The sequence below is a fragment of the Martelella lutilitoris genome (genome assembly GCF_016598595.1).
Lineage (GTDB): Bacteria > Pseudomonadota > Alphaproteobacteria > Rhizobiales > Rhizobiaceae > Martelella > Martelella lutilitoris_A.
In genome coordinates, this window is the sequence record NZ_CP066786.1 from 868,636 (window position 1) to 889,209 (window position 20,574).

Here is a 20,574-nt window from a genome sequence, read left to right on the forward strand (position 1 = left end):
AAAAGGCCGCCGCCTGTAAAGAGGCATTCCCGGATGTCCGGTGCCAGGCGCTGTTTTCGCAGGAGCTTGCGCCTGTCGGCTTGATGAGCGTGGATTCTGCCTATAAATTGCCGTTTTCTTTCACGTCTGTCGAAAGAACGTTGAAATGGGTAACTTTGTTGCGCTGGCCGGTCATCCGGCGTAATTTTCTCTCACCTTCGGACGCGCGATTTCATTATTTGCTTGCCACTTTGCGTGGTTTCTGGCATGAACGGCAGATAGGACAGTTATGCTGTCCTATTTTTATGTCCGGCTGTGTCGTGTGCCGGTCGCAAGGGGCTGACGCGTTGCCGCTTTTTGGTCTATAATGACCGCACAAGCGGAAGGCCGCGCTCCTGCCTCGCTCACGACAAGAGCCATCGGCTGGAGCGCCCGTTGTATGGTCGTCCCGGTTTTAAATGAGAGAGAGGTCTGCAGGCGGCGGGGCGCGACAGCGTCTTCACGCATTTGCCTGCTCCCCACGATCCGGTTTCGCCTGCATTCCGGCAGGTTTTAAGGAGATCTTGTATGACGAAGATGACGCCATCCGCGCTCAGTGGTGCCCCGCTCACGCAAATGACCGTGACGCCTGCCGCCAATAAAGCTGCCGACGGCCGTCGCAACAAACGTCAGGGGCTCTATGATCCGAGGAACGAGCACGATGCCTGCGGCGTCGGCTTCATCGCCCATATGAAGGGCGAGAAGTCGCACCAGATCGTCAAGGACGGACTGTTCATTCTCGAAAATCTCACCCACCGCGGCGCGGTCGGCGCCGACCCGCTGATGGGCGACGGCGCCGGCATGCTGATGCAGATTCCGGACAGGTTCTTCCGTGAGGAAATGGCGGCCGAAGGCATCGTGCTGCCGAAGGTCGGCGAATATGCCGTCGGCTATTTCTTCATGCCGCGCGATCCCGCGCGCATCGCCCACTACAAGGACATCATCCAGAAGGTGATCGCCGACGAAGGCCAGCGCTTCATCGGCTTCCGCGAAGTGCCGGTCGACAATTCCTCGCTGTCGAAGGCGGAGGATATCGCCGCAACCGAGCCCTATCACCTGCAGGTCTTCATCGGCGCCGGCGAGCGCGCCAATACCCAGCAGGATTTCGAACGTCGCCTGTTCATCCTTCGCAAGGTGATCTCGAACACGATCTTTTCCGAATCGGAAGGTGCGGCGGAAGACTTCTACATCGTCTCGATGTCGTCCTCGACCATCGTCTACAAGGGCATGTTCCTCGCCTACCAGGTCGGCGCCTATTACAAGGATCTTTCCGATCCGCGCTTCGAATCCGCCGTCGCCCTCGTGCACCAGCGCTTTTCGACCAACACCTTCCCCTCCTGGAAGCTGTCGCACCCTTACCGCATGGTCGCCCATAACGGCGAGATCAACACGCTGCGCGGCAACGTCAACTGGATGGCGGCCCGTCAGGCCTCCGTATCCTCGCCGCTCTTCGGTGACGATATCTCCAAGCTCTGGCCGATCTCCTACGAGGGCCAGTCCGATACGGCCTGTTTCGACAATGCGCTCGAATTCCTGGTGCAGGGCGGTTATTCCATGGCCCATGCCGTGATGATGCTGATCCCGGAAGCCTGGGCCGGCAACATGTCGATGGGGCCGCAGACGAGAGCGTTCTACGAATATCACGCGGCCCTGATGGAGCCGTGGGACGGCCCGGCTGCCGTTGCCTTTACCGACGGCCGCCAGATCGGCGCCACGCTTGACCGTAACGGCCTGCGTCCGGCGCGCTACCTGATTACCAAGGATGACCGGATCATCATGGCCTCCGAAGCCGGCGTTCTGCCGGTCGAGGAAGAAAACATCGTGGCCAAGTGGCGCCTGCAGCCCGGCCGCATGCTTCTGATCGACATGGAAAAGGGCCGGATCATTTCCGATGACGAGATCAAGTCCGAGCTTGCCGGCATGCACCCCTATCAGGACTGGCTGGACCGGACCCAGCTTATTCTGGAGGAATTGAAGCCTGTGGAGCCGCGCGCGCTCCGCCGCGACGTGTCGCTGCTCGATCGTCAGCAGGCCTTTGGCTACACCCAGGAAGACACCAAGATCCTGATGTCGCCGATGGCGACCACGGGCCAGGAAGCGATTGGTTCGATGGGCACCGACACGCCGATTTCGGCGATGTCGGACAAGTCGAAGCTGCTCTACACCTATTTCAAGCAGAACTTCGCCCAGGTCACCAACCCGCCGATCGACCCGATCCGCGAGGAGCTGGTGATGAGCCTCGTCTCCTTCATCGGCCCGCGTCCGAACATTCTCGACCATGAGGGCGCCTCGCGCGAGAAGCGCCTCGAGGTGCGCCAGCCGATCCTGACCAATGGCGACCTGGAAAAGATCCGCTCCATCGGTCATACGGAGGACCGGTTCGACACCAAGACGCTCGACGTTACCTATAGCGCCGATCAGGGCGAAGCCGGCATGCCGGAGATGATCGACAGGCTGTGCGAGCGCGCTGAAGCCGCCGTCAAGGGCGGCTACAACATCATCGTGCTTTCCGACCGCCAGATCGGCCCGGACCGGATCGCGATCCCCGCGCTTCTGGCGACCGCCGCCGTTCACCATCACCTGATCCGCAAGGGGCTCAGAACCTCGGTCGGCCTCGTCGTCGAATCGGGCGAGCCGCGCGAAGTGCATCATTTCTGCTGTCTTGCCGGCTATGGCGCGGAAGCCATCAACCCCTATCTCGCCTTCGATACGCTGGCCGACATGCACGCCAAGGGGATGTTCCCCGAGGAGGTTGATGCCGGCGAGGTGATCTACCGCTATATCAAGGCGATCGGAAAGGGCATGCTGAAGGTCATGTCCAAGATGGGCATTTCCACCTATCAGTCCTATTGCGGCGCACAGATCTTCGACGCCATCGGCTTGTCGTCGGAATTCGTCGAACGCTTCTTCTTTGGCACGGCCTCGATGATAGAGGGTGTTGGCCTCACGGAAGTCGCCGAAGAGACCGTCGCACGCCACCGCGCCGCTTTCGGCAAGGATCCGGTGCTGGCCTCCACGCTCGATATCGGCGGCGAATATGCCTACCGCATGCGCGGCGAGGCCCATGCCTGGACGCCGGATGCCGTGGCCGAGCTTCAGCACGCCGTGCGCGGCAATGCGCGAGACCGCTACGACGCCTTCGCCAAGATGGAAAACGCGACGACGCTTCGGATGAACACCATTCGCGGGCTGTTCCGGATCAGGAATGCCGAGGAGATCGGCCGCAAGCCGGTGCCGCTCGAAGAGGTCGAGCCGGCCTCGGAGATCGTCAAGCGGTTCTCCACCGGCGCCATGTCCTTCGGCTCCATCTCGCGCGAGGCCCACACCACGCTTGCCATCGCCATGAACCAGATCGGCGGCAAGTCGAACACCGGCGAGGGCGGCGAGGAGAGCGACCGCTATCTGAAGCTGCCCGACGGCTCCTATCCGAGGGAGCGGTCGGCCATCAAGCAGATCGCGTCGGGCCGTTTCGGCGTGACGACGGAATACCTGGTCAATGCCGATCTGCTGCAGATCAAGGTGGCCCAGGGTGCCAAGCCCGGCGAGGGCGGTCAGCTGCCCGGTCACAAGGTGGATGCGACGATTGCCAAGACCCGTCACTCGACGCCGGGCGTTGGCCTGATTTCGCCGCCGCCGCATCACGACATCTATTCGATCGAGGATCTGGCACAGCTGATCTACGATCTGAAGAACGTCAACCCGACGGCCGATGTCTCGGTCAAGTTGGTGTCCGAAGTGGGCGTGGGCACGGTTGCCGCCGGCGTTGCCAAGGCGCGCGCCGACCACATCACCATTTCCGGCTTCGACGGCGGGACCGGCGCTTCGCCGCTGACCTCGCTGAAGCATGCCGGCAGCCCGTGGGAGATCGGCCTTGCCGAAACCCAGCAGACGCTGGTGCTGAACGGGCTCCGTTCGCGCATCGCGCTGCAGGTCGACGGCGGGTTGAAGACGGGCCGCGACGTGCTGATCGGCGCCATGCTCGGCGCGGATGAGTTCGGCTTTTCCACCGCGCCGCTGATTGCGGCCGGCTGCATCATGATGCGCAAGTGCCACCTGAATACCTGCCCGGTCGGCGTCGCCACCCAGGACCCGGTCCTGAGAAAGCGCTTCAAGGGCCTGCCGGAACATGTGGTCAACTACTTCTTCTTCGTTGCCGAGGAACTGCGCGAGATGCTGGCGGCCCTTGGCTTCACCAGCCTCAACGACGTCATCGGTTCCGTCGAACTGCTCGACAAGGACGAGGCGATCGCGCACTGGAAGTCGAAGGGTCTCGATTTTTCGAAGATCTTCCACAAGGTGGCAGCACCCAAGGAAGCAACCTTCTGGACCGAACGCCAGAAGCATCCGATCGACGATATTCTTGACCGCAAGCTGATCGAAAAGGCCATGCCGGCGCTCGAGAACAAGGAAAAGGTCGCCTTTGACGTCGAGATCAAGAATGTCGACCGCTCCGCCGGCGCCATGCTCTCGGGCGAGGTCGCCAAGCGCTGGAACGAGAAGGGCCTGAAGGAGGACACGATCTCCGTGACGCTGCGCGGCACGGCTGGACAGTCCTTCGGCGCGTTCCTGGCAAGCGGCGTGACCTTTGACCTGATCGGTGACGGCAACGACTATGTCGGCAAGGGGCTTTCGGGCGGCAAGATCATCATCCGTCCGCCGGAGAACTCGCCGATCGTGCCGGAGGAATCGATCATCGTCGGCAATACGGTGCTTTACGGCGCAACGTCCGGCGAGTGTTACTTCCGCGGCGTTGCCGGGGAACGCTTCGCCGTCAGAAACTCCGGCGCGATTGCCGTTGTCGAGGGCGTTGGCGATCATGGCTGCGAATACATGACCGGCGGTCTTGTCGTCGTGCTCGGCCCGACGGGCCGCAACTTCGCGGCCGGCATGTCGGGCGGCGTCGCCTATGTGCTGGACGAGGATGGCGGTTTTGCCGATCGCTGCAACATGGCCATGGTCATGCTGGAGCCGGTGCCGGAGGAAGACGACATGCTGGAGAAGTTGCACCACCATGGCGGCGATCTCATGCACAAGGGCCGCGTCGACGTTTCCGGCGACATGACCCGGCACGACGAGGAGCGTCTGGTGCGTCTCATCACCAACCATCTGCTCTACACGGGTTCGACCCGCGCCAAGGCGATCCTGGACGACTGGGCCCATTATCGCCCGATGTTCCGCAAGGTCATGCCGGTCGAATATCGCCGCGCTCTGGAAGAGATGGAGCGCATGCGCATGGGTGTCGCGGCAGAATAAGAGGCAACAGACATCTGTCGGCGTCCCGGCTTTTGAGTGCGGGACGCCTTCTTGCGCGCGCCACGAGCGCGTAACGTCAGCTTGAAGTAGTCAGGATTACGAAATGGGCAAGGTTACTGGGTTTATGGAAATCGACCGGCAGGTGGCGAAGTATCAGCCCGCCTCCGACCGCATTCGCCATTTCCGCGAATTCACCATTCCGATGTCGGACCCGGAAGTGCAGAAACAGGCTGCCCGCTGCATGGACTGCGGCATTCCCTATTGCCATGGGCCGACCGGCTGTCCGATCCATAACCAGATCCCGGACTGGAACGATCTGGTCTATAGCGGCAACTGGAAAGAGGCGATCGCAAACCTGCATTCGACCAACAACTTTCCGGAATTCACCGGTCGGGTATGCCCGGCGCCCTGCGAGGAGGCCTGCACGCTGAACCTCGAGGACATTCCTGTCTCGATCAAGACGATCGAGCAGGCGATCGCCGACAAGGCCTATGAACTGGGCTTCATCGTGCCGAAGCCGGCAACGACCAAGACCGGCAAGAAGGTTGCCGTGATCGGTTCCGGGCCGGCCGGCATGTCGGCGGCCCAGCAGCTTGGCCGCGCCGGCCATGATGTCGTTGTGTTCGAGCGGGAGGCCAAGCCCGGCGGACTGCTGCGCTACGGCATCCCGGATTTCAAGATGGAGAAGAACTTCATCGATCGCCGCGTCGAGCAGATGCGCGGCGAAGGCGTCGAGTTCCGCTGCGGCGTCAATGTCGGCGCGGATGTGAAGGTCGACGACCTGCTCGCCGAGTATGATGCGGTGCTCTATTGCGGCGGCTCGGAAACGCCGCGCGCTTCCGGCATCGGCGGCGGCGATCTGCACGGCGTCTACGATGCCATGCCCTTCCTCGTTCAGCAGAACAAGCGGGTGGGCCGCGAGAGCATAGACAGCACCGGCTGGCCCTCGGAACCTATCCTGGCCGGCGGCAAGCATGTCGTGGTCGTCGGCGGCGGCGATACCGCGTCCGACTGCGTCGGCACGGCCTTCCGCCAGGGCGCCGTCAAGGTGACGCAGCTCGATATTCGCCCGCAGCCGCCGGAAAAGGAAGACAAGCTCGCCGTCTGGCCGTTCTGGGCCACCAAGATGCGCACCTCCTCTTCCCAGGCCGAGGGCGCAATCCGCGAGTTCCAGGTGGCGACGCTGGAATTCGTCGGCGAGGAGGGCGTGCTCACTGGCGTCAAATGCTGCCATGTGGACGAGAAGCGCCAGCCGATCGCCGGCACGGAGTTCGTCATCAAGGCCGACCTGGCCTTCATCGCCATCGGTTTCCGCGGCCCCCTGAAGACCGGCGTGCTGTCCGATCTGGAAGGACGGCTGACGCTGAATACGGACCGTCGCGGTTCGGTCAACGTGGTCGCCAATGATGATGACTACAAGACGTCGATCGACAGGTTCTGGACCGCCGGCGATGTCCGGCGCGGCCAGTCGCTCGTTGTCTGGGCGATCCGCGAGGGCCGCCAGGCCGCCCGTTCGATCGACCTCGCCCTGATGGGCGAGACCCTGCTGCCGCGCTGAAAACGCTGAACAAATGGGGGGTTGCGGCGCGACGTCGCGGCCCCCGCCGGAAAATGCGGCACGGGTGCGGTTGTCGGATTGCCCTCTCTATTGCATCTTGTTAGACCTATTCCATACTTGAGTGAAACTTTGTTTATTTTAGTCATCAGAGGAGAGGGTCTTGGTTCAGCATAAGAAGGTTCGCAAGGCGGTTCTGCCGGTTGCAGGTCTGGGAACGCGGTTCCTGCCCGCCACGAAAGTCGTGCCGAAGGAATTGCTCCCGGTTGTCGACAAGCCGATCGTCCAGTATGTCGTCGATGAGGCGATCGAGGCGGGGATCGAGCATTTCGTTTTCGTCACCGGCCGCAACAAGCATGTGATCGAAGACTACTTCGACATTCAGTACGAGCTGGAAAGCACGTTGAAGGCGCGTAACAAGCATGCCGAACTGAGCCTTCTCGCCGACATGCTGCCGGCCGCGGGCACTGCGACCTTCACCCGCCAGCAGGAACCGCACGGGCTTGGCCATGCCGTGTGGTGCGCCCGCGAGATTGTCGGCCCCGAGCCGTTCGCGCTGATCCTGCCCGACATGGTGATGGAAGCCGAAAAGCCCTGCCTGAAGGGCATGATGGAAGTCTATGACGTTGCCGGGGGCAATGTCGTTTCCGTCGAGGAGTGCGATCCCGAACTTGCGCACAAATACGGCATCGTCGGCGTCGGCGAGGCTGTCGGAAGCGGCTTCAGGATCACCGAGATGGTCGAGAAGCCGGAAAAGGGCACTGCGCCCTCGAACTATTTCATCAATGGCCGTTACATTCTGCAGCCGGAAATCTTCCCGATCCTCGAAGTGCTCGAACGCGGCGCCGGCAACGAGATCCAGTTGACCGACGGCATGCTGAAACTGGCGCAGCAGCAGGATTTCTACGGCTACAAATTCGACGGCCAGACCTTCGACTGCGGCTCCAAGGAAGGCTTCATCATCGCCAATGTGGCGCTGGCACTGAAGCGCGACGACATCCGTCCGAAGGTTGAGGACGAGCTCAAGGCGCTGATCGCCGCGCTGAAATGACGGGAGACTTCCGGGAGGCGCTGCGGCGCCTTGCGACCGATACCGGGCGGCGCTTCAAAGCGCCGCTTTTTTGTTGCCGAAAGTATGAACATGTCATCATCCAGCCTGTCCGACCCTGTGGTCATTCCACTTGACGATGGTCCCCGCAACGAGCTCGAAGGCGAGCGCCCGGACCGTCAGTTCACCGTGGTTCGCCGCCCCGAATTGCATGTCTGGCGCGTGGACGCACCCCGTGCGCGGGTTCTGCTCTATGCAGGCGGCGGATATACCAGGATCGTCTATGACAAGGAGGGGCCGGAGGTTGCTGCCTGGCTGAACGGGCTAGGGATCGACGTGTATCTGCTCATTCACCGGCTGCCCGGCGCCGATAACGGCAAGGGCGGGCGCTTTCCGAGGGGCATCGCGCTTGAAGACGGCATGCGCGCGCTTGATCACCTTTCCGCGGAGCAGGGCGACTTGCCGCTCTTCCATTTCGGTCTGTCCTCCGGCGGTCATCTGGCGGGCGTGATGGCCTGCCAGCCGCATCGACTGAAAGCGGCTGGCGCCTTGATCTGTTATGCGCCGATCAACGCCAACCACCGCGCCCACAAGTTTCCCGAAGGCAAGCCGGACTATCCCCCGCTCGAAAAACAGGACTTCTATGACGCCTGGCCGATCGGGCTTGCCGAGCACCCCCACGGCCTGCCGAAGGTTCCGGTGTTTCTCGCCTATGCGGCGCATGATCGTTCGGTTCCGCTGCAACACGCGCTCAACTATGTTTGGACAGCGGCCGCCCTCGGACTTGATGTTGACCTGCATGTCTTTGCAGATGCGCCGCACGGCTTCGCGCTGCGGTCGCTCAACGGCACGCAAGCGGCCTGGCCCGGCCTGGCGGGCGACTGGATGCGGCGAAAGGCGGACCTTGCGGGCACCGGATGATGGACGTCTCCTGCCGCTCGCCCGAAGCGATTGTTCTATTGATTGCAAAACCCAAAGGCGCTAACAGCGGTGCATGGACGAGACGACCGACACGACACATGCGGGTGACGCGACCCTTTCAGCCCTGAGAACGCTGGCGTTCGAGAAAAAGGGGCTCGACGCGCTTGCCGAGGCGCTTGAAAACGGGCTGGGCGAGCCGTTTGAAAGGGCCGTTGCCTTGCTCCGGGAAACGCAGGGCCATGTGATCGTCTCGGGCGTTGGCAAGAGCGGTCATATCGGCACCAAGATCGCCGCCACCTTCGCCTCCACCGGAACGCCGGCCTTCTTCGTGCATCCCGCCGAGGCCAATCACGGCGACATGGGCATGATTGCCCAGAAGGACGCGGTCGTCGCGCTGTCCTGGAGCGGGGAAAGCAGCGAACTGACCGCGCTCGTCGCCTATACCCGCCGCTTCGCCATTCCGCTGATCGCCATCACGGCCGGCACCCAATCCTCTTTGGCGCTCGCCGCCGATATCGTGCTGTCGCTGCCGAAGGCGGAGGAGGCGTGTCCGCTGGGACTTGCGCCGACGACCTCGACGACCATGCAGTTGGCAATCGGCGATGCGCTGGCGATCGCGCTCCTCGAGGCGCGCGGCTTTTCCGCCGTCGACTTCAAGGTCTATCACCCGGGCGGCAAGCTCGGCGCGCTGCTCTCGCATGTGGCCGACATCATGCATGTGGGGGAGGAAATTCCGCTGGTGCGCACCGGCACGCCCCTGCCGGAGGCGATCATGGAGCTTTCCAAGCGCCGCTTCGGCTGTGTCGGCGTCGTCGGCGATGACGGGCGTCTGGCGGGCATCGTCACCGATGGTGACCTGGCGCGCAATCTCTCCCGCGACATGAGCGCGCTCGCCGTCGATGACGTGATGACGCCCGGCCCGAAAACCGTCAGGAAGTCGATGATGGTCTCCGGCGCGCTGGCGCTGATCCACAAGCACAATATCTCGGCGCTGATGGTGGTCGACGAAGACAACCGTCCGGTCGGCATCGTTCATTTCCACGATTTTCTCAGGATCGGCGCGGCTTAACGCGCCTCACTGGGTTTCGAGCGGCGCGACCGTCAGCCTGCGACCGTCGCCGGAAACGACGCGCACATGCGCGCCTTCCGGCAGGTCCGGCCCTTCCACGACCCAGAGCGTATCATCGAGCTTGATGCGCCCGCGCCCGTCGGTAATGGCGTCGACAACGACGGCGGTGCGGCCGACAAGGCTTGCCGCGCGCTGGTTGAGCAGCGGTTCGTCCGATGTCGTTTCCCGGTTTTTCAGGATCTTCCGTCCCGCCAGAATGGCGACGACGGAAAGGATGGCGAAGAGCAGCAACTGCAATTGCCAGCCCCAGAAGCCAAAGGGCCAGAAGGCGAGGGACAGCGCCCCGAGAATGAGCGCCGCGATGCCGACCCACATCAGGAAGACGCCGGGCAGGATCAGCTCCGCGACCAGCAACAGCAGGCCGGCAATGAACCAGCCCCACGGTCCTGCAGCGGTGAAGAAGTCAAGCATCGGCTCCATCGTCGGTCAGCTTTCCTGATTTCTGGAACCGGTCGTGACCGAGGGAGTCGATCGGCGCGGCGTCGGCTCATTCGAACCACCGCCATCAGTGCCGAAGACCTCCTTGGCAATCGCACCGATACCGCCGAGCGAACCGATCAGCGATGACGCCTCCATCGGCATCAACACCACCTTGGAATTCTTCGCCGTCCCGATCGAGGCCATGGCCTCGGTATATTTCTGGGCAATGAAGTAGTTGATGGCGGCAACATCGCCTTCGGCGATCGCAAGGGATACCGAGCGGGTCGCATTGGCTTCGGCTTCCGCCAGTCTTTCCCGGGCTTCCGCCTCGCGGAAGGCGGCTTCGCGCTCGCCTTCGGCTTCCAGGATGGCGGACTGCTTGGAGCCTTCCGAGCGCAGGATCTGCGCCGTCTTGCTGCCCTCGGCCTCAAGGATCTGGGCGCGCTTCTCGCGTTCGGCCTTCATCTGCCGGCCCATGGCCTCCACGAGGTCGTTCGGCGGGCGAATGTCCTTGATCTCGATACGGGTGACCTTCACGCCCCAGGGCTCGACCGCAAGGTCAACGACGCGCAAGAGCCGCTCATTGATCGAATCGCGGTTGGAGAGCAGTTCGTCGAGATCCATCGAACCCATGACCGAACGGATATTGGTCATGGTGAGGTTGAGGATCGCCATCTCCAGATTGGCGACCTGATAGGCCGCACTTGCCGGATTGAGGATCTGGTAGAAGGCGACCGCGTCGGCCTCGACGCTGGCATTGTCGCGGGTGATCACCTCCTGCTCCGGCACATCGAGCACCTGCTCCATGATGTTGATGCGCTTGCCGATGCGGTCGATGAAGGGAATGATCAGGTTGAGGCCGGGGGGCAGCGTGCGAGTATAGCGGCCGAAGCGCTCCACCGTATAGCCGTAGCCCTGCGGCACGGTCTTGATCCCGGCAAAGAGCGTCAGGAGGATCAGGACCACCAGAATGATGATGGTCACGGAAAATCCGGTCAGTATGTCCATGTCGTTTCCTCCTATTCACCGGCCGAAACTGGTGGTGTCTTATCGTTCTTATAATATGAAAACGCGCTTTACGTGTCGTTTATTGCTGCTCGCGCGATTTCCGGTTCCAGCCAGCCGCGTAGCTCGCGGTTTACAACATGCTCGATCACCCGCATGCCGAGAGGCGTGTCGTTGAGACAGGGGATATGGGTGAATTTCTCGCCGCCATGCTCGAGAAAGCTCTCGCGCGCCTGTTCGCCGATTTCCTCCAGCGTCTCCAGACAGTCGGAAACAAAGCCGGGATTGATCACGGCTATGCGCTTCACCCCCTTCTTGGGCAGGCCCTCGACCGTCCTGTCGGTGTAGGGTTGCAGCCATTCCTCCGGGCCGAAGCGGGACTGGAAGGTGATCATCAGCCGCTCCTTGGAAAGACCGAGCCTCTCCCGCAGAAGCCGCGCCGTTTTCTGGCACTGGCAGTGATAGGGGTCGCCTTTCTTGAAATAGGACTGCGGAATGCCGTGGAAGGAGGTGATGATGAGTTCCGGCTCCCAGTCGAGCGTCGCCAGATGGTCGGTCACCGATTGCGCCAGCGCGTCGATATAGACCGGATCGTCGTGATAGGGGGGCACGGTACGCAGCGCCGGCTGCCAGCGCATGTCGAGCAATGTCTGGAACGCCTTGTCGTTGACCGTGGCGGTCGTCGAGGCGGCATATTGCGGATAGAGCGGAAAGAGGAGAATGCGTTCGCAGCCCGCCGCCTTCAGCGCCTCGATGCGGGCAGGGATCGAGGGCTGGCCGTAGCGCATCGCCCAGTCGATCACCAGGTTCTCGGTGCCTGCGTAATGTCCCGCGAGCTTTTCCGCCTGGCTCCGTGTATAGGTGCGCAGAAAGCTCTCGTTCTGTTCCTTGTTCCAGATCAGCTCATAGGCCTCGCCCACCTTGGCCGGACGGCGATTGAGAACGATGCCGTAGAGGATCGGATACCAGAGCGCCTTCGGCCATTCGATCACGCGCTTGTCGGTCAGGAACTCTTCCAGATAGCGGCGCATGGACTTCTTGTCCGTGCCGTCCGGCGTCCCGAGGTTGACGAGGAGAACGCCGACCTTGCCGAAGGCGACGCTTGGGTGGTTATCCGGCCAGGCGGCATGCATTTCAGACATCGGCAGTCTTTCCATTGTTGTCGTTGTCGGGTTTCATATAACAACGCAAACAAGGCTTCGCCAGATTATAGGGTGTCGCAGGCGGATCGGAGGATATGCCGTCTGCTGCTGACATTGAAGGGCGGGAAGCAGGGCAGCAAACAATCTCTCCCCTTGAGGGTTAGATGTCGCGAAAGCGACAAAGAGGGGTAAGGGCATAAGCCTCGTACCCCGAGTTTGCTGAGAAGGTTCATCCCCCTCTGCCCCTGCCGGGGCATCTCCCCCTCAAGGGGGGAGATTGTGGGTTGAGAGGCTTCAGTTACTTCGCCACATTGGTGATGCGGCCGTCGACATAGGGCGTGTAGGGGCTGTTCTCGCCGAGATATTCGGCAACGGCCTCTTCCAGGTTCGGGCCGAAATCATAGGCGTTCATGCCCTTCTCGGCGAAAACCGCATAGCCGTCGCCGCCGCCGCGCATGTAGTTGTTGGTGACGACGCCGTAGACCGTGTCGGGATCGATCGGGGCAAACGTGTCCTCGCCGGTTTCGACTTCGACCGAAACCACCCGGCTGCCGGGTTCCTTGCCGGCATCATAGGTGTATTTCAGCCCGGAGACCTGCGGGTAGCGGCCGGCGCCCTCCTCGATTTTGGAGAGGCCGTTCTCCAGCGCGGCAACAACGTCGGAGCCCTTGAGCTGGAAGGTGGCGATCGTGTTCTGGAAGGGAAGCACGGTCAGCACTTCGCCCATGGTGACGATGCCTTCGTCGATCGAGGCGCGCACGCCGCCGCCGTTCTGGATGGCGATGGTAATGCCCTGGTCGGCCACGCGCTCCAGCATGGCATCGGCCACGAGATTGCCCATCGGGCATTCCTCGGCGCGGCAGACGTTGCGGTCGCCGATGATGACAGCTGTCGATTCGCCGACTTCCTGCTGCTTCAGTTCCTCAAGCGGGGCATCGAGTTCCTGAACGCGCGCGGCAAAAGCCTCGTCGGGCGTAACCGATGCGTCGAGCAGGATGGGAGCGCCGGAGACATCCGTTACCTTGCCGTCATCGTCGAAGGTTACGGCGAGGTCGCCGAGATATTTGGAGTAGGCATAGGCGGTGACGACCGGAACCTCTTCGCCCGACGGGTTGGCGACCATCGTCGGGTAAGGGCCTGCGGCATCTTCATCCGTGCTGGAAAGGAGCGTGTGGCTGTGGCCGCCGACGATAACGTCAATGCCGTCAACCGCTGCCGCAATCTCCTGGTCGCGCTTGTAGCCGACATGGGAGAGCAGGATGATCTTGTTGACGCCCTCCGCCTCGATTTCCGGGACGGCCTTCTTCAGATATTCGATTTCGTCCTCGAACGAGATCTTCGCGCCGGGCGAGGATGTCTCGCCGGTATCCGTGGCGAGAACCGAAACCACCGCAACTTTCTCGCCGTTGAAATCGAAAACCGTATAGTCATCGAACTTGCCGGCAACGATGCTGTCATCCGCGGCGATCGTGTTGCCCGAAAGGATCGGGAATTCGATGGCGTTGATGAAGTTCAGCAGTTCTTCCGGCCCGTCATCGAATTCGTGGTTGCCGATCGCCATGGCATCGAAGCCGATGCCGTTCATGAATTCGGCGATCGGGGCGCCCTTGTATTCGGTGTAGAACAGCGAGCCCTGGAACTGGTCACCGGCATCAAGCACCAGAAGGTTTTCGCCCTCGAGCTCTGTCCGTTTTCCGTCGATCGCTGCCTTGACCCGCGCAATACCGCCGAAGCATTCGCCAGCATCGGCTTCTTCCGTCGAGCAAGTCGAATCATATTTGTTGATCGCCTCGATGCGCGAATGCAGGTCGTTGATATGGAGGATGTTCAACTGAAAATCGGCAAAGGCGCTGCCGGCGGAAAGCGACAGCACGGAAGCCGCGAGCAGGGCGGCTTTGGAAAGGGAATGCATGGCAGACTCCTGGTTCGAAGAAAGGGCGCGGCGCTTATGCCCCGATGCCGAGTATAGCCATGGAATGTGACGATGATTTTAGGCTGGTCGTCAAGCCTCGAATTGATGGTTGAGAGGCGTTTTGCAGCCAGCCAGCCTCTCAAGGAGCTTTTTTTGACGCGCCTGGTGCTAGTAGTTGGAACTACTTTGCATCGTGGAAAAGTTGACGCCGGGGGTCGTGGATGCCGGGTAGGTGCTTGACGGATTGGCGGTCGAATAGGTCTGGCTACCCATTTGCGGCTGGGTCGACCCCATCTGCTGGGGGGGCATGGCGGATCCGGGCGCGATCGGCTGCTGGGGCGCATTTGCCGTCATGGCTGCCGCGTCATCGAGGGTGAAGCCGATCGGGGCTGCCGCCGGCTTGTAGAGCGAGAAGCGGGCGCCCTGGCTCGGCGTGCAGTTCAGAAGATAGGGGGCGGCGATGGCGCAGTTGACGCGTGAACGGGTCTGTCGCAGCACCGAGGTGACATCGATCTCGACCACATTACCATTGACGATGTAGCTGCCGACGGCGAGCACCTGGTTGGAATCCGTCGTGCGGGTTTCGAACTTGCCGGCGGAGAAGCTGGAGATAATGCCGTCCTTGTCCCGCCACTGGCCGTCGACGGCCGTGCGCGGGGCTTGCGGCTGGGTGGGCGCGGGCAGGCTGCGCGGCTGCTCATAGGTGGTGCAACCCGCCAGGAGCAGGGCGCAGGCGGTAAAGGTCGTGGCGAGGAACGGTTTCACTTTGGTACTCATCTGCGGTCCTGTCTTTGCGCTAGAAAGGCCTATTTTACCTGAAAAGGCAACCGTTGAGCAGGCTTTTGGTTCCCGCCGCAGCGTAGATCAGGCCGGATTGCCGCCCGCCTTCGCCGCGCGCGCCCGCGCCGAACGTCGCCTTTCCGTGCTTTCCGCCGGCCATTCGGCATTCATATCGTAATAATGGGGAAAAGTGCGGGCGCCGGAGGGCAGCGGCACCCAGGGGAGTTTCGAGACCGTGTAGATATGGACATCCGGCGTGAAGCGCTCCGGCGCATCAAGCGCCGCCAGCCGCACGAAAAGCATCCAGCCGCGCCGGCCGTAATCGCTCCACAATGGCGAGCCGCAATCCGCGCAAAAGAACAGGTCGTGCGGATAGCCGCTGTCGGTGGCAAGCGTGCGGCAGGCCGGCGCGCCTTCAGAAAGAGAAATCCGGTCCGCCTCGATCAGTCCATTGATCACGAAGGGGCCGCCCGATTGCCGGCGGCAGTCCTTGCAGTGGCAGGCGTGAATGAACATCGGTCGCCCGCGCATGGCAAAGCGCACTGCGCCGCAGAAACAGCCGCCCTCGAAGGTTTCGTCGGTCATGATGCGCTCCTTTCGTGCAGAGCGGCCAGTCTATCGCGGAAAGAATGAAAATGACGATAATTGCCGTATGCCGGTATTGCCTTGCGTTCCGTCATGCGCCTAAGGAACGCGGAAGCGATATTGCGAAACAGCGGAGCGTCCGATGAGCGAGAAACCGGTGGTGACCATCGAGTATTGCAGCATGTGCAACTGGCTGATGCGTTCGGCCTGGATGGCGCAGGAACTGTTGTCGACCTTTTCGCACGAACTTGGCGCGGTGACGCTGAAGCCGGGAACCGGCGGCATTTTCGAAATCCGGATCGATGGCGCGCTCGTCTGGGAGCGCAAGCGCAACGGCGGCTTTCCCGGGCCGAAGGAACTGAAGCAGCTCGTCCGCGACGTCATCGATCCTGAACGCGATCTCGGCCACGTTGACCGGGTGAAGGCGCCGAAGGCCGCGGACTGAAGACCGGAACGACGACGGCGGGCGGGCGAAATTTTTGTCGTCAAAACGTCAAATACCCGTTGACGAAACCCGCCGCGTCTCTTAAACGAGCGGTCGTTGCCCAGATGGCGGAATTGGTAGACGCGCCAGCTTCAGGTGCTGGTACTCGCAAGGGTGTGGAGGTTCGAGTCCTCTTCTGGGCACCAATCATTTTTCTGAACGTCGTGGATGTTCAGAAAAGCCGCAAAAAGCCCGGTTTTCCGGGCTTTTTTGTTTTCGCCCCCCTCCCGTCCGCTTGCAGCCTGTTACTTCACCGGTCCATGGGCCATGGTCCCGATCCACAGGTTCAGTCCGGCACGCGCTGCAGGCTGCGGGTTGACGATTGCGAGGCTCGGCAAAGACGACGCCCTGCTGCGCGCCGGGGCGGCAACTGTCAGCCCTGACAGTTCAAAAGGGCGCCGGTTCCGTTTACGAGAGGTCGCCTCGGCGCGCGGCATTTCAGTCGGGTCAGTCGGGTGCATGGGAAACCGGTCACGCATTCCTGCTCCCGGCCCAAGGCGAACAACGGAGGATAACGGTATGTGCACGTCGCTTCTTTACTTCGACGCTCAAAACCGGGCCTATCTGGGCCGAACGCTCGAACTCAGCATCGATCTTCCCTACCAGGTTTCCGTCTTTCCGGCAGGTTTGGCCATGGCGTCGGTCGTCGAGGGATGCAAACCCGTGACATGGACGTCGTCCCATCATTTTGTTGCGGTCACCATGCCGTCGGCCGTCCCCCGCGAGGACACCCCGTTCACATCCGAGGGCCTGAAAGTGCTCGAGGGCCTGAACGGCGCAGGCCTGACCTTCAGCGTTCAGTCCTATCCGCAGGCCGCAGGCGAGGATGGCATTCCTGACGGCGAAACAGTCGCGCTCTCCGCCGCCGATCTGGGAGCCTGGGTGCTTGGTCAGTTCGAGACCGTGGAAGAGGTGAAGGCGGCTATCGTCTCGCAGCCTGTCGCGCTGGAGCGCGTTCCGATCCTGGGCGGCCTGCGAATGCCGTTTCATTTCGCCGTCCACGATGCCCGGGGCAAGAGTATTGTCATCGAGTTTCATCATGGCGCGCGAACCGTCTATGACAACCCGGTCGGCGTCATGACCAACGCGCCGCAGTTTTCCTGGCATCTCACCAATCTCAACAATTATACCTTCCTTGACAATATCGACCGCTCGAAGGCAAATTTTGGCTCCTACGCGGCACAGCAGTCCGGCGCGGGGATCGCGAAGGCCGGGTTGCCTGCCTCGGACACATCCGTGGACCGTTTCGTCAGAGCTGCTTTCTATGCCGAATTCGCGGAGAAGCAGGCGGAGCCCGACCGGGCGGTGCAGATGGTGGCGCATATCATGAACAATTTCGACCGCCCGCGCGGCATTGCCGTCGATTATCCGGACCAGGGGAGCAGTCATCTGCAGGTACAGGGGCAGGTCAGCGAGGAGATCGCGACGGAGTTCACCACATGGACAAGCCTTTCCGATCTGGACAGAAAGCTGTTTTTCCTGCGCGATAGCGGCGGCATGAACTACACCCGCCTCGATGTCGGCGCGCTTGCGCAGACGCCTGAGTTCCGCTCGCGCCCAATGGCGCAAATGCTGGCGGGTATGAAGGACGTGACGGCGTCCTTTGCCTAGCGCCTCGGCCCGAAAATCGGGATCGATTTCCGGAAAGCGCGATGCGTAGATTCGATAGGCCGGAGCGCCGCGCATCCGAATGGACGCACGGCGCTCCGGCGCAATTCCAGCAAAAGTGGGAGCCGGTTTCCGTCCGGAATTGCGTAAAACAAAGAGATGGAGCATTTGCGGTGATCCGGCTTTCCCCGCAATGCTGCAGCGCGCCGGGCCCGGAAGACGGGATCTGTTTTCGGCACGCACGATGTGCCGGGGCGCGGTTATGACGGAGTATCCTTTTCATGCTGGAGTGGCTGTTCACAACGCTGCGGACAAACGTCGAAATTCCGCTGTTTCTGTCCTTGCTGCTGGGCTATTCCCTGGGGCGCGTGAAAATTGCCGGCATCTCCCTCGGAGATGTGACGGCCACGCTGCTGGCGGCTCTTGTGATCGGGCAGATCGGCATCGATGTCTCTCCGGATGTGAAGATCATTTTCTTCATGTTCTATCTTTTTGCCGTGGGCTACAGCGCCGGTCCGCAATTTGTCCGCGGGTTGTTTTCCGGCGGCCTGCAACAGGCCCTGTTCGCGGTCCTCGTCTGCGGTCTCAGTCTTGGTTCTGTCTATCTTGCGGTCAGGATGGCCGGATATGACGTGGGTATTGCCGCGGGTCTTTATGCCGGTTCGACGACAACGTCTTCCGCGCTTGGCCTTTCGCAAACCGCCATTGAGCAGTCTTCGCTCGCTGCTTCCGCGAAAGCTGCGAGCGCGCAGATACTGCCGGCGGCCTTTTCGATCAGCTATGTTATCGGGACGTTCGGATCGGTCGTCATGCTCGGCATTCTGGGGCCAAGGCTCCTGAATATCGATCTTCCCGCGGCCTGCCGCGATTATGCCAGGCGGATCGGCGGCGCGGGCGACGATCGCGGCAGCCCGAAGGCGTGGCACCAGTATGTCGCGCGCGCTTTTCTCGTGGATCCCCAATCGGCAATAGCCGGTCTCACCGTGGGGCAGACCGAGCACTTTTTCCACAATCACCGCATGTATATCGGCCGGGTCCGGCGAAACGGCGCGGTTGTCGAGGCCACGGTCGATATGGTGCTGGAGGCCGGCGATGTCGTTGCGATTGCGGGCGCGCGCGAGGTTCTGCTGGACGAGGTCGGCAAGGCGCTCCGGGAGGTTGATGATCCCGAACTGCTCGGCGTTTCGATCGAGGGCACGGATATCCTGATCACGGCAAGGAGCATTCATCGCAAAACGCTGAGAGAGCTTGCGCAGATGCCGGAAACCCGGGGAATATTTCTGACCGAGATCCGCCGCGGTGCGATGTCCGTCCCAATTCCGATCCTGCCCGAAACGCAGCTTTTTCGCGGTGATGTGGTCCGGGTGACGGGACGTCCGGCCGACATCAGCGCCGCGGCGGGGAGGTTCGGCTACCTCGATCGCGAAACGGAACGCGCGGACATTGCCTTCATCGGCGCGGCCATCGTCATTGGCGCCCTGATCGGATCTCTGACGCTGAAGATCGGCGAGGTCCCGCTGACGCTTTCGACGGCCGGCGGCGTTCTCCTGGTTGGGCTGCTGCTTGGCTGGCTGCGCTCGATCCGTCCCGCCTTCGGTCGCGTTCCGCGCGCGACGAGCTGGTTTATGAACTCGATCGGCCTCAACATGTTTATTGCGGTCGTCGGTCTGACAGCCGGACCCGGCATCATTGCGGGGTTGAAGGAGCTTGGCGTCTTGTTTGTCGCGTGGACCGTTTTTGCCGCCGCTCTTCCGATGCTGCTGTCGCTCTACATCGGAAAATACCTGTTCCGGTTTGACGATGCCATCGTGCTTGGCTGCTGCGCCGGTTCGCGCACGGCAGCCGCCGCCCTGAGCATGATTACCGACCGCGCCGGAAGCCAGATCCCCGCGATCGGCTATTCTGTCGGCTATGCCACATCCAGCACGATCCTGACCCTGCTCGGGATCGTGATCGTCTTGATCAGTTGAGCGTTTTGCCGCTGGCGCCGGAAGCTTGACAGGTCATGCCGCCGTCGCCGTTTCGGTCTCTCGGCAAGTCGGTTCGCGCCCTCGCTGCTCCCTTGCCGCGTTTCGGCGACTGTCAGAACTGACAGTTGCCGAAACGGCGGCATATGTTTTGATGCAGCAGAAAAGCAGGGCTGTCAGGAGCGCCTGACCCATGCCGGCCGGGATGCGCTCTCGATGCCGGGACCTGCACTCTTCCACCGCATCCGAACGGCAAAACAAGATGAGCGTGATCTTTGGTTAACTTTCTGTCTCTCGCCTTGCTAACGGCAACAGGCGGCGCCATCGGTTCGCTCTGCCGCTGGCTGGTCGGTCTGGCTGCGACCCGCCTTTGGAGCGATCATCTTCCCTGGGGGACCCTGATCGTGAATATCCTGGGTTCGTTCATCATCGGCTTCGCCGTGGAACTGATCACCCACAAGCTTGACAGCTCACCTGAAATCCGCGCGCTGGTCGTCACCGGATTTCTCGGGGGCTTCACGACATTCTCGTCCTTCTCCCTCGACAACATGAATCTTGTGGCGCGGGGCGACTCCGTTCTTGCAGTTGCCTATATACTCGTCAGCGTGCTGGTTTCGCTTGTTTTCGTTTTTTCAGGTTTTCATGTTGCCAGACAACTTTCGTGATCGTGAATGCGGCCTTGCCCCGGCAGGCTGCAGGCCCGATCATGTGCATTCGTCTGTCTTTGAACCCACGAACCGGCACAAT

Annotated in this window: 15 protein-coding genes and 1 tRNA gene; 10 read left to right on the forward strand and 6 right to left on the reverse strand. The window is 61.7% G+C overall.

Annotated features, from left to right (window positions below; translation table 11 throughout):
* Positions 1-594 precede the first annotated feature (594 nt).
* The 5 genes from gltB (at position 595) to JET14_RS04030 (ending at position 9,864) form a co-directional block, all read left to right on the forward strand.
* A complete protein-coding gene (gene gltB, locus JET14_RS04010; protein ID WP_246750606.1) occupies positions 595-5,271 on the forward strand; it encodes a glutamate synthase large subunit in 4,677 nt (1,558 codons plus the stop codon).
* 103 nt (positions 5,272-5,374) lie between these two features.
* Positions 5,375-6,829 carry a glutamate synthase subunit beta gene (locus JET14_RS04015; RefSeq protein WP_200336902.1) on the forward strand — a complete coding sequence of 485 codons (1,455 nt, stop codon included), beginning with the start codon at positions 5,375-5,377 and terminating at the stop codon, positions 6,827-6,829.
* Between the two features lie 160 nt (positions 6,830-6,989).
* Complete coding sequence (galU, locus tag JET14_RS04020) at positions 6,990-7,877, forward strand: UTP--glucose-1-phosphate uridylyltransferase GalU (protein ID WP_200336903.1); 888 nt, start codon at positions 6,990-6,992, stop codon at positions 7,875-7,877.
* Positions 7,878-7,967: 90 nt separating this feature from the next.
* Entirely contained in the window at positions 7,968-8,795 is an 828-nt protein-coding gene (locus tag JET14_RS04025) for an alpha/beta hydrolase family protein (protein WP_200336904.1), read from the forward strand.
* A 73-nt stretch (positions 8,796-8,868) separates the two neighbouring features.
* A complete protein-coding gene (locus JET14_RS04030; RefSeq protein WP_200336905.1) occupies positions 8,869-9,864 on the forward strand; it encodes a KpsF/GutQ family sugar-phosphate isomerase in 996 nt (331 codons plus the stop codon).
* A gap of 6 nt (positions 9,865-9,870) precedes the next feature.
* Here the strand turns inward: JET14_RS04030 and JET14_RS04035 are convergent, their stop codons facing one another.
* From JET14_RS04035 to JET14_RS04060, 6 genes are all read right to left on the reverse strand, one after another.
* Complete coding sequence (locus tag JET14_RS04035) at positions 9,871-10,335, reverse strand: NfeD family protein (protein WP_432443077.1); 465 nt, start codon at positions 10,333-10,335, stop codon at positions 9,871-9,873.
* A gap of 15 nt (positions 10,336-10,350) precedes the next feature.
* Positions 10,351-11,352, reverse strand: a complete 1,002-nt coding sequence (locus JET14_RS04040; RefSeq protein WP_200336907.1) for an SPFH domain-containing protein — start codon at positions 11,350-11,352, stop codon at positions 10,351-10,353.
* Between the two features lie 68 nt (positions 11,353-11,420).
* Positions 11,421-12,491, reverse strand: coding sequence for a ferrochelatase (gene hemH / locus JET14_RS04045; protein ID WP_200336908.1), 1,071 nt, complete (start codon positions 12,489-12,491; stop codon positions 11,421-11,423).
* A gap of 298 nt (positions 12,492-12,789) precedes the next feature.
* Positions 12,790-14,403 carry a bifunctional metallophosphatase/5'-nucleotidase gene (locus JET14_RS04050; protein ID WP_200336909.1) on the reverse strand — a complete coding sequence of 538 codons (1,614 nt, stop codon included), beginning with the start codon at positions 14,401-14,403 and terminating at the stop codon, positions 12,790-12,792.
* A 168-nt stretch (positions 14,404-14,571) separates the two neighbouring features.
* Positions 14,572-15,180, reverse strand: a complete 609-nt coding sequence (locus tag JET14_RS23025; protein WP_246750506.1) for a hypothetical protein — start codon at positions 15,178-15,180, stop codon at positions 14,572-14,574.
* Positions 15,181-15,267: 87 nt separating this feature from the next.
* A complete protein-coding gene (locus JET14_RS04060) occupies positions 15,268-15,768 on the reverse strand; it encodes a GFA family protein (protein WP_200336910.1) in 501 nt (166 codons plus the stop codon).
* A gap of 142 nt (positions 15,769-15,910) precedes the next feature.
* Here JET14_RS04060 and JET14_RS04065 point away from each other — a divergent pair, with 142 nt between their 5' ends.
* From JET14_RS04065 to crcB, 5 genes are all read left to right on the forward strand, one after another.
* Positions 15,911-16,213, forward strand: a complete 303-nt coding sequence (locus tag JET14_RS04065; RefSeq protein ID WP_200336911.1) for a SelT/SelW/SelH family protein — start codon at positions 15,911-15,913, stop codon at positions 16,211-16,213.
* Positions 16,214-16,311: 98 nt separating this feature from the next.
* Positions 16,312-16,398, forward strand: a tRNA-Leu gene (locus JET14_RS04070).
* A 373-nt stretch (positions 16,399-16,771) separates the two neighbouring features.
* On the forward strand, positions 16,772-17,863 hold the full coding sequence (locus JET14_RS04075) for a linear amide C-N hydrolase (RefSeq protein WP_200336912.1): 1,092 nt from the start codon (positions 16,772-16,774) through the stop codon (positions 17,861-17,863).
* 278 nt (positions 17,864-18,141) lie between these two features.
* Entirely contained in the window at positions 18,142-19,830 is a 1,689-nt protein-coding gene (aspT, locus tag JET14_RS04080) for an aspartate-alanine antiporter (protein ID WP_200336913.1), read from the forward strand.
* A gap of 284 nt (positions 19,831-20,114) precedes the next feature.
* On the forward strand, positions 20,115-20,492 hold the full coding sequence (crcB, locus tag JET14_RS04085) for a fluoride efflux transporter CrcB (protein WP_200337980.1): 378 nt from the start codon (positions 20,115-20,117) through the stop codon (positions 20,490-20,492).
* Positions 20,493-20,574: the final 82 nt, after the last annotated feature.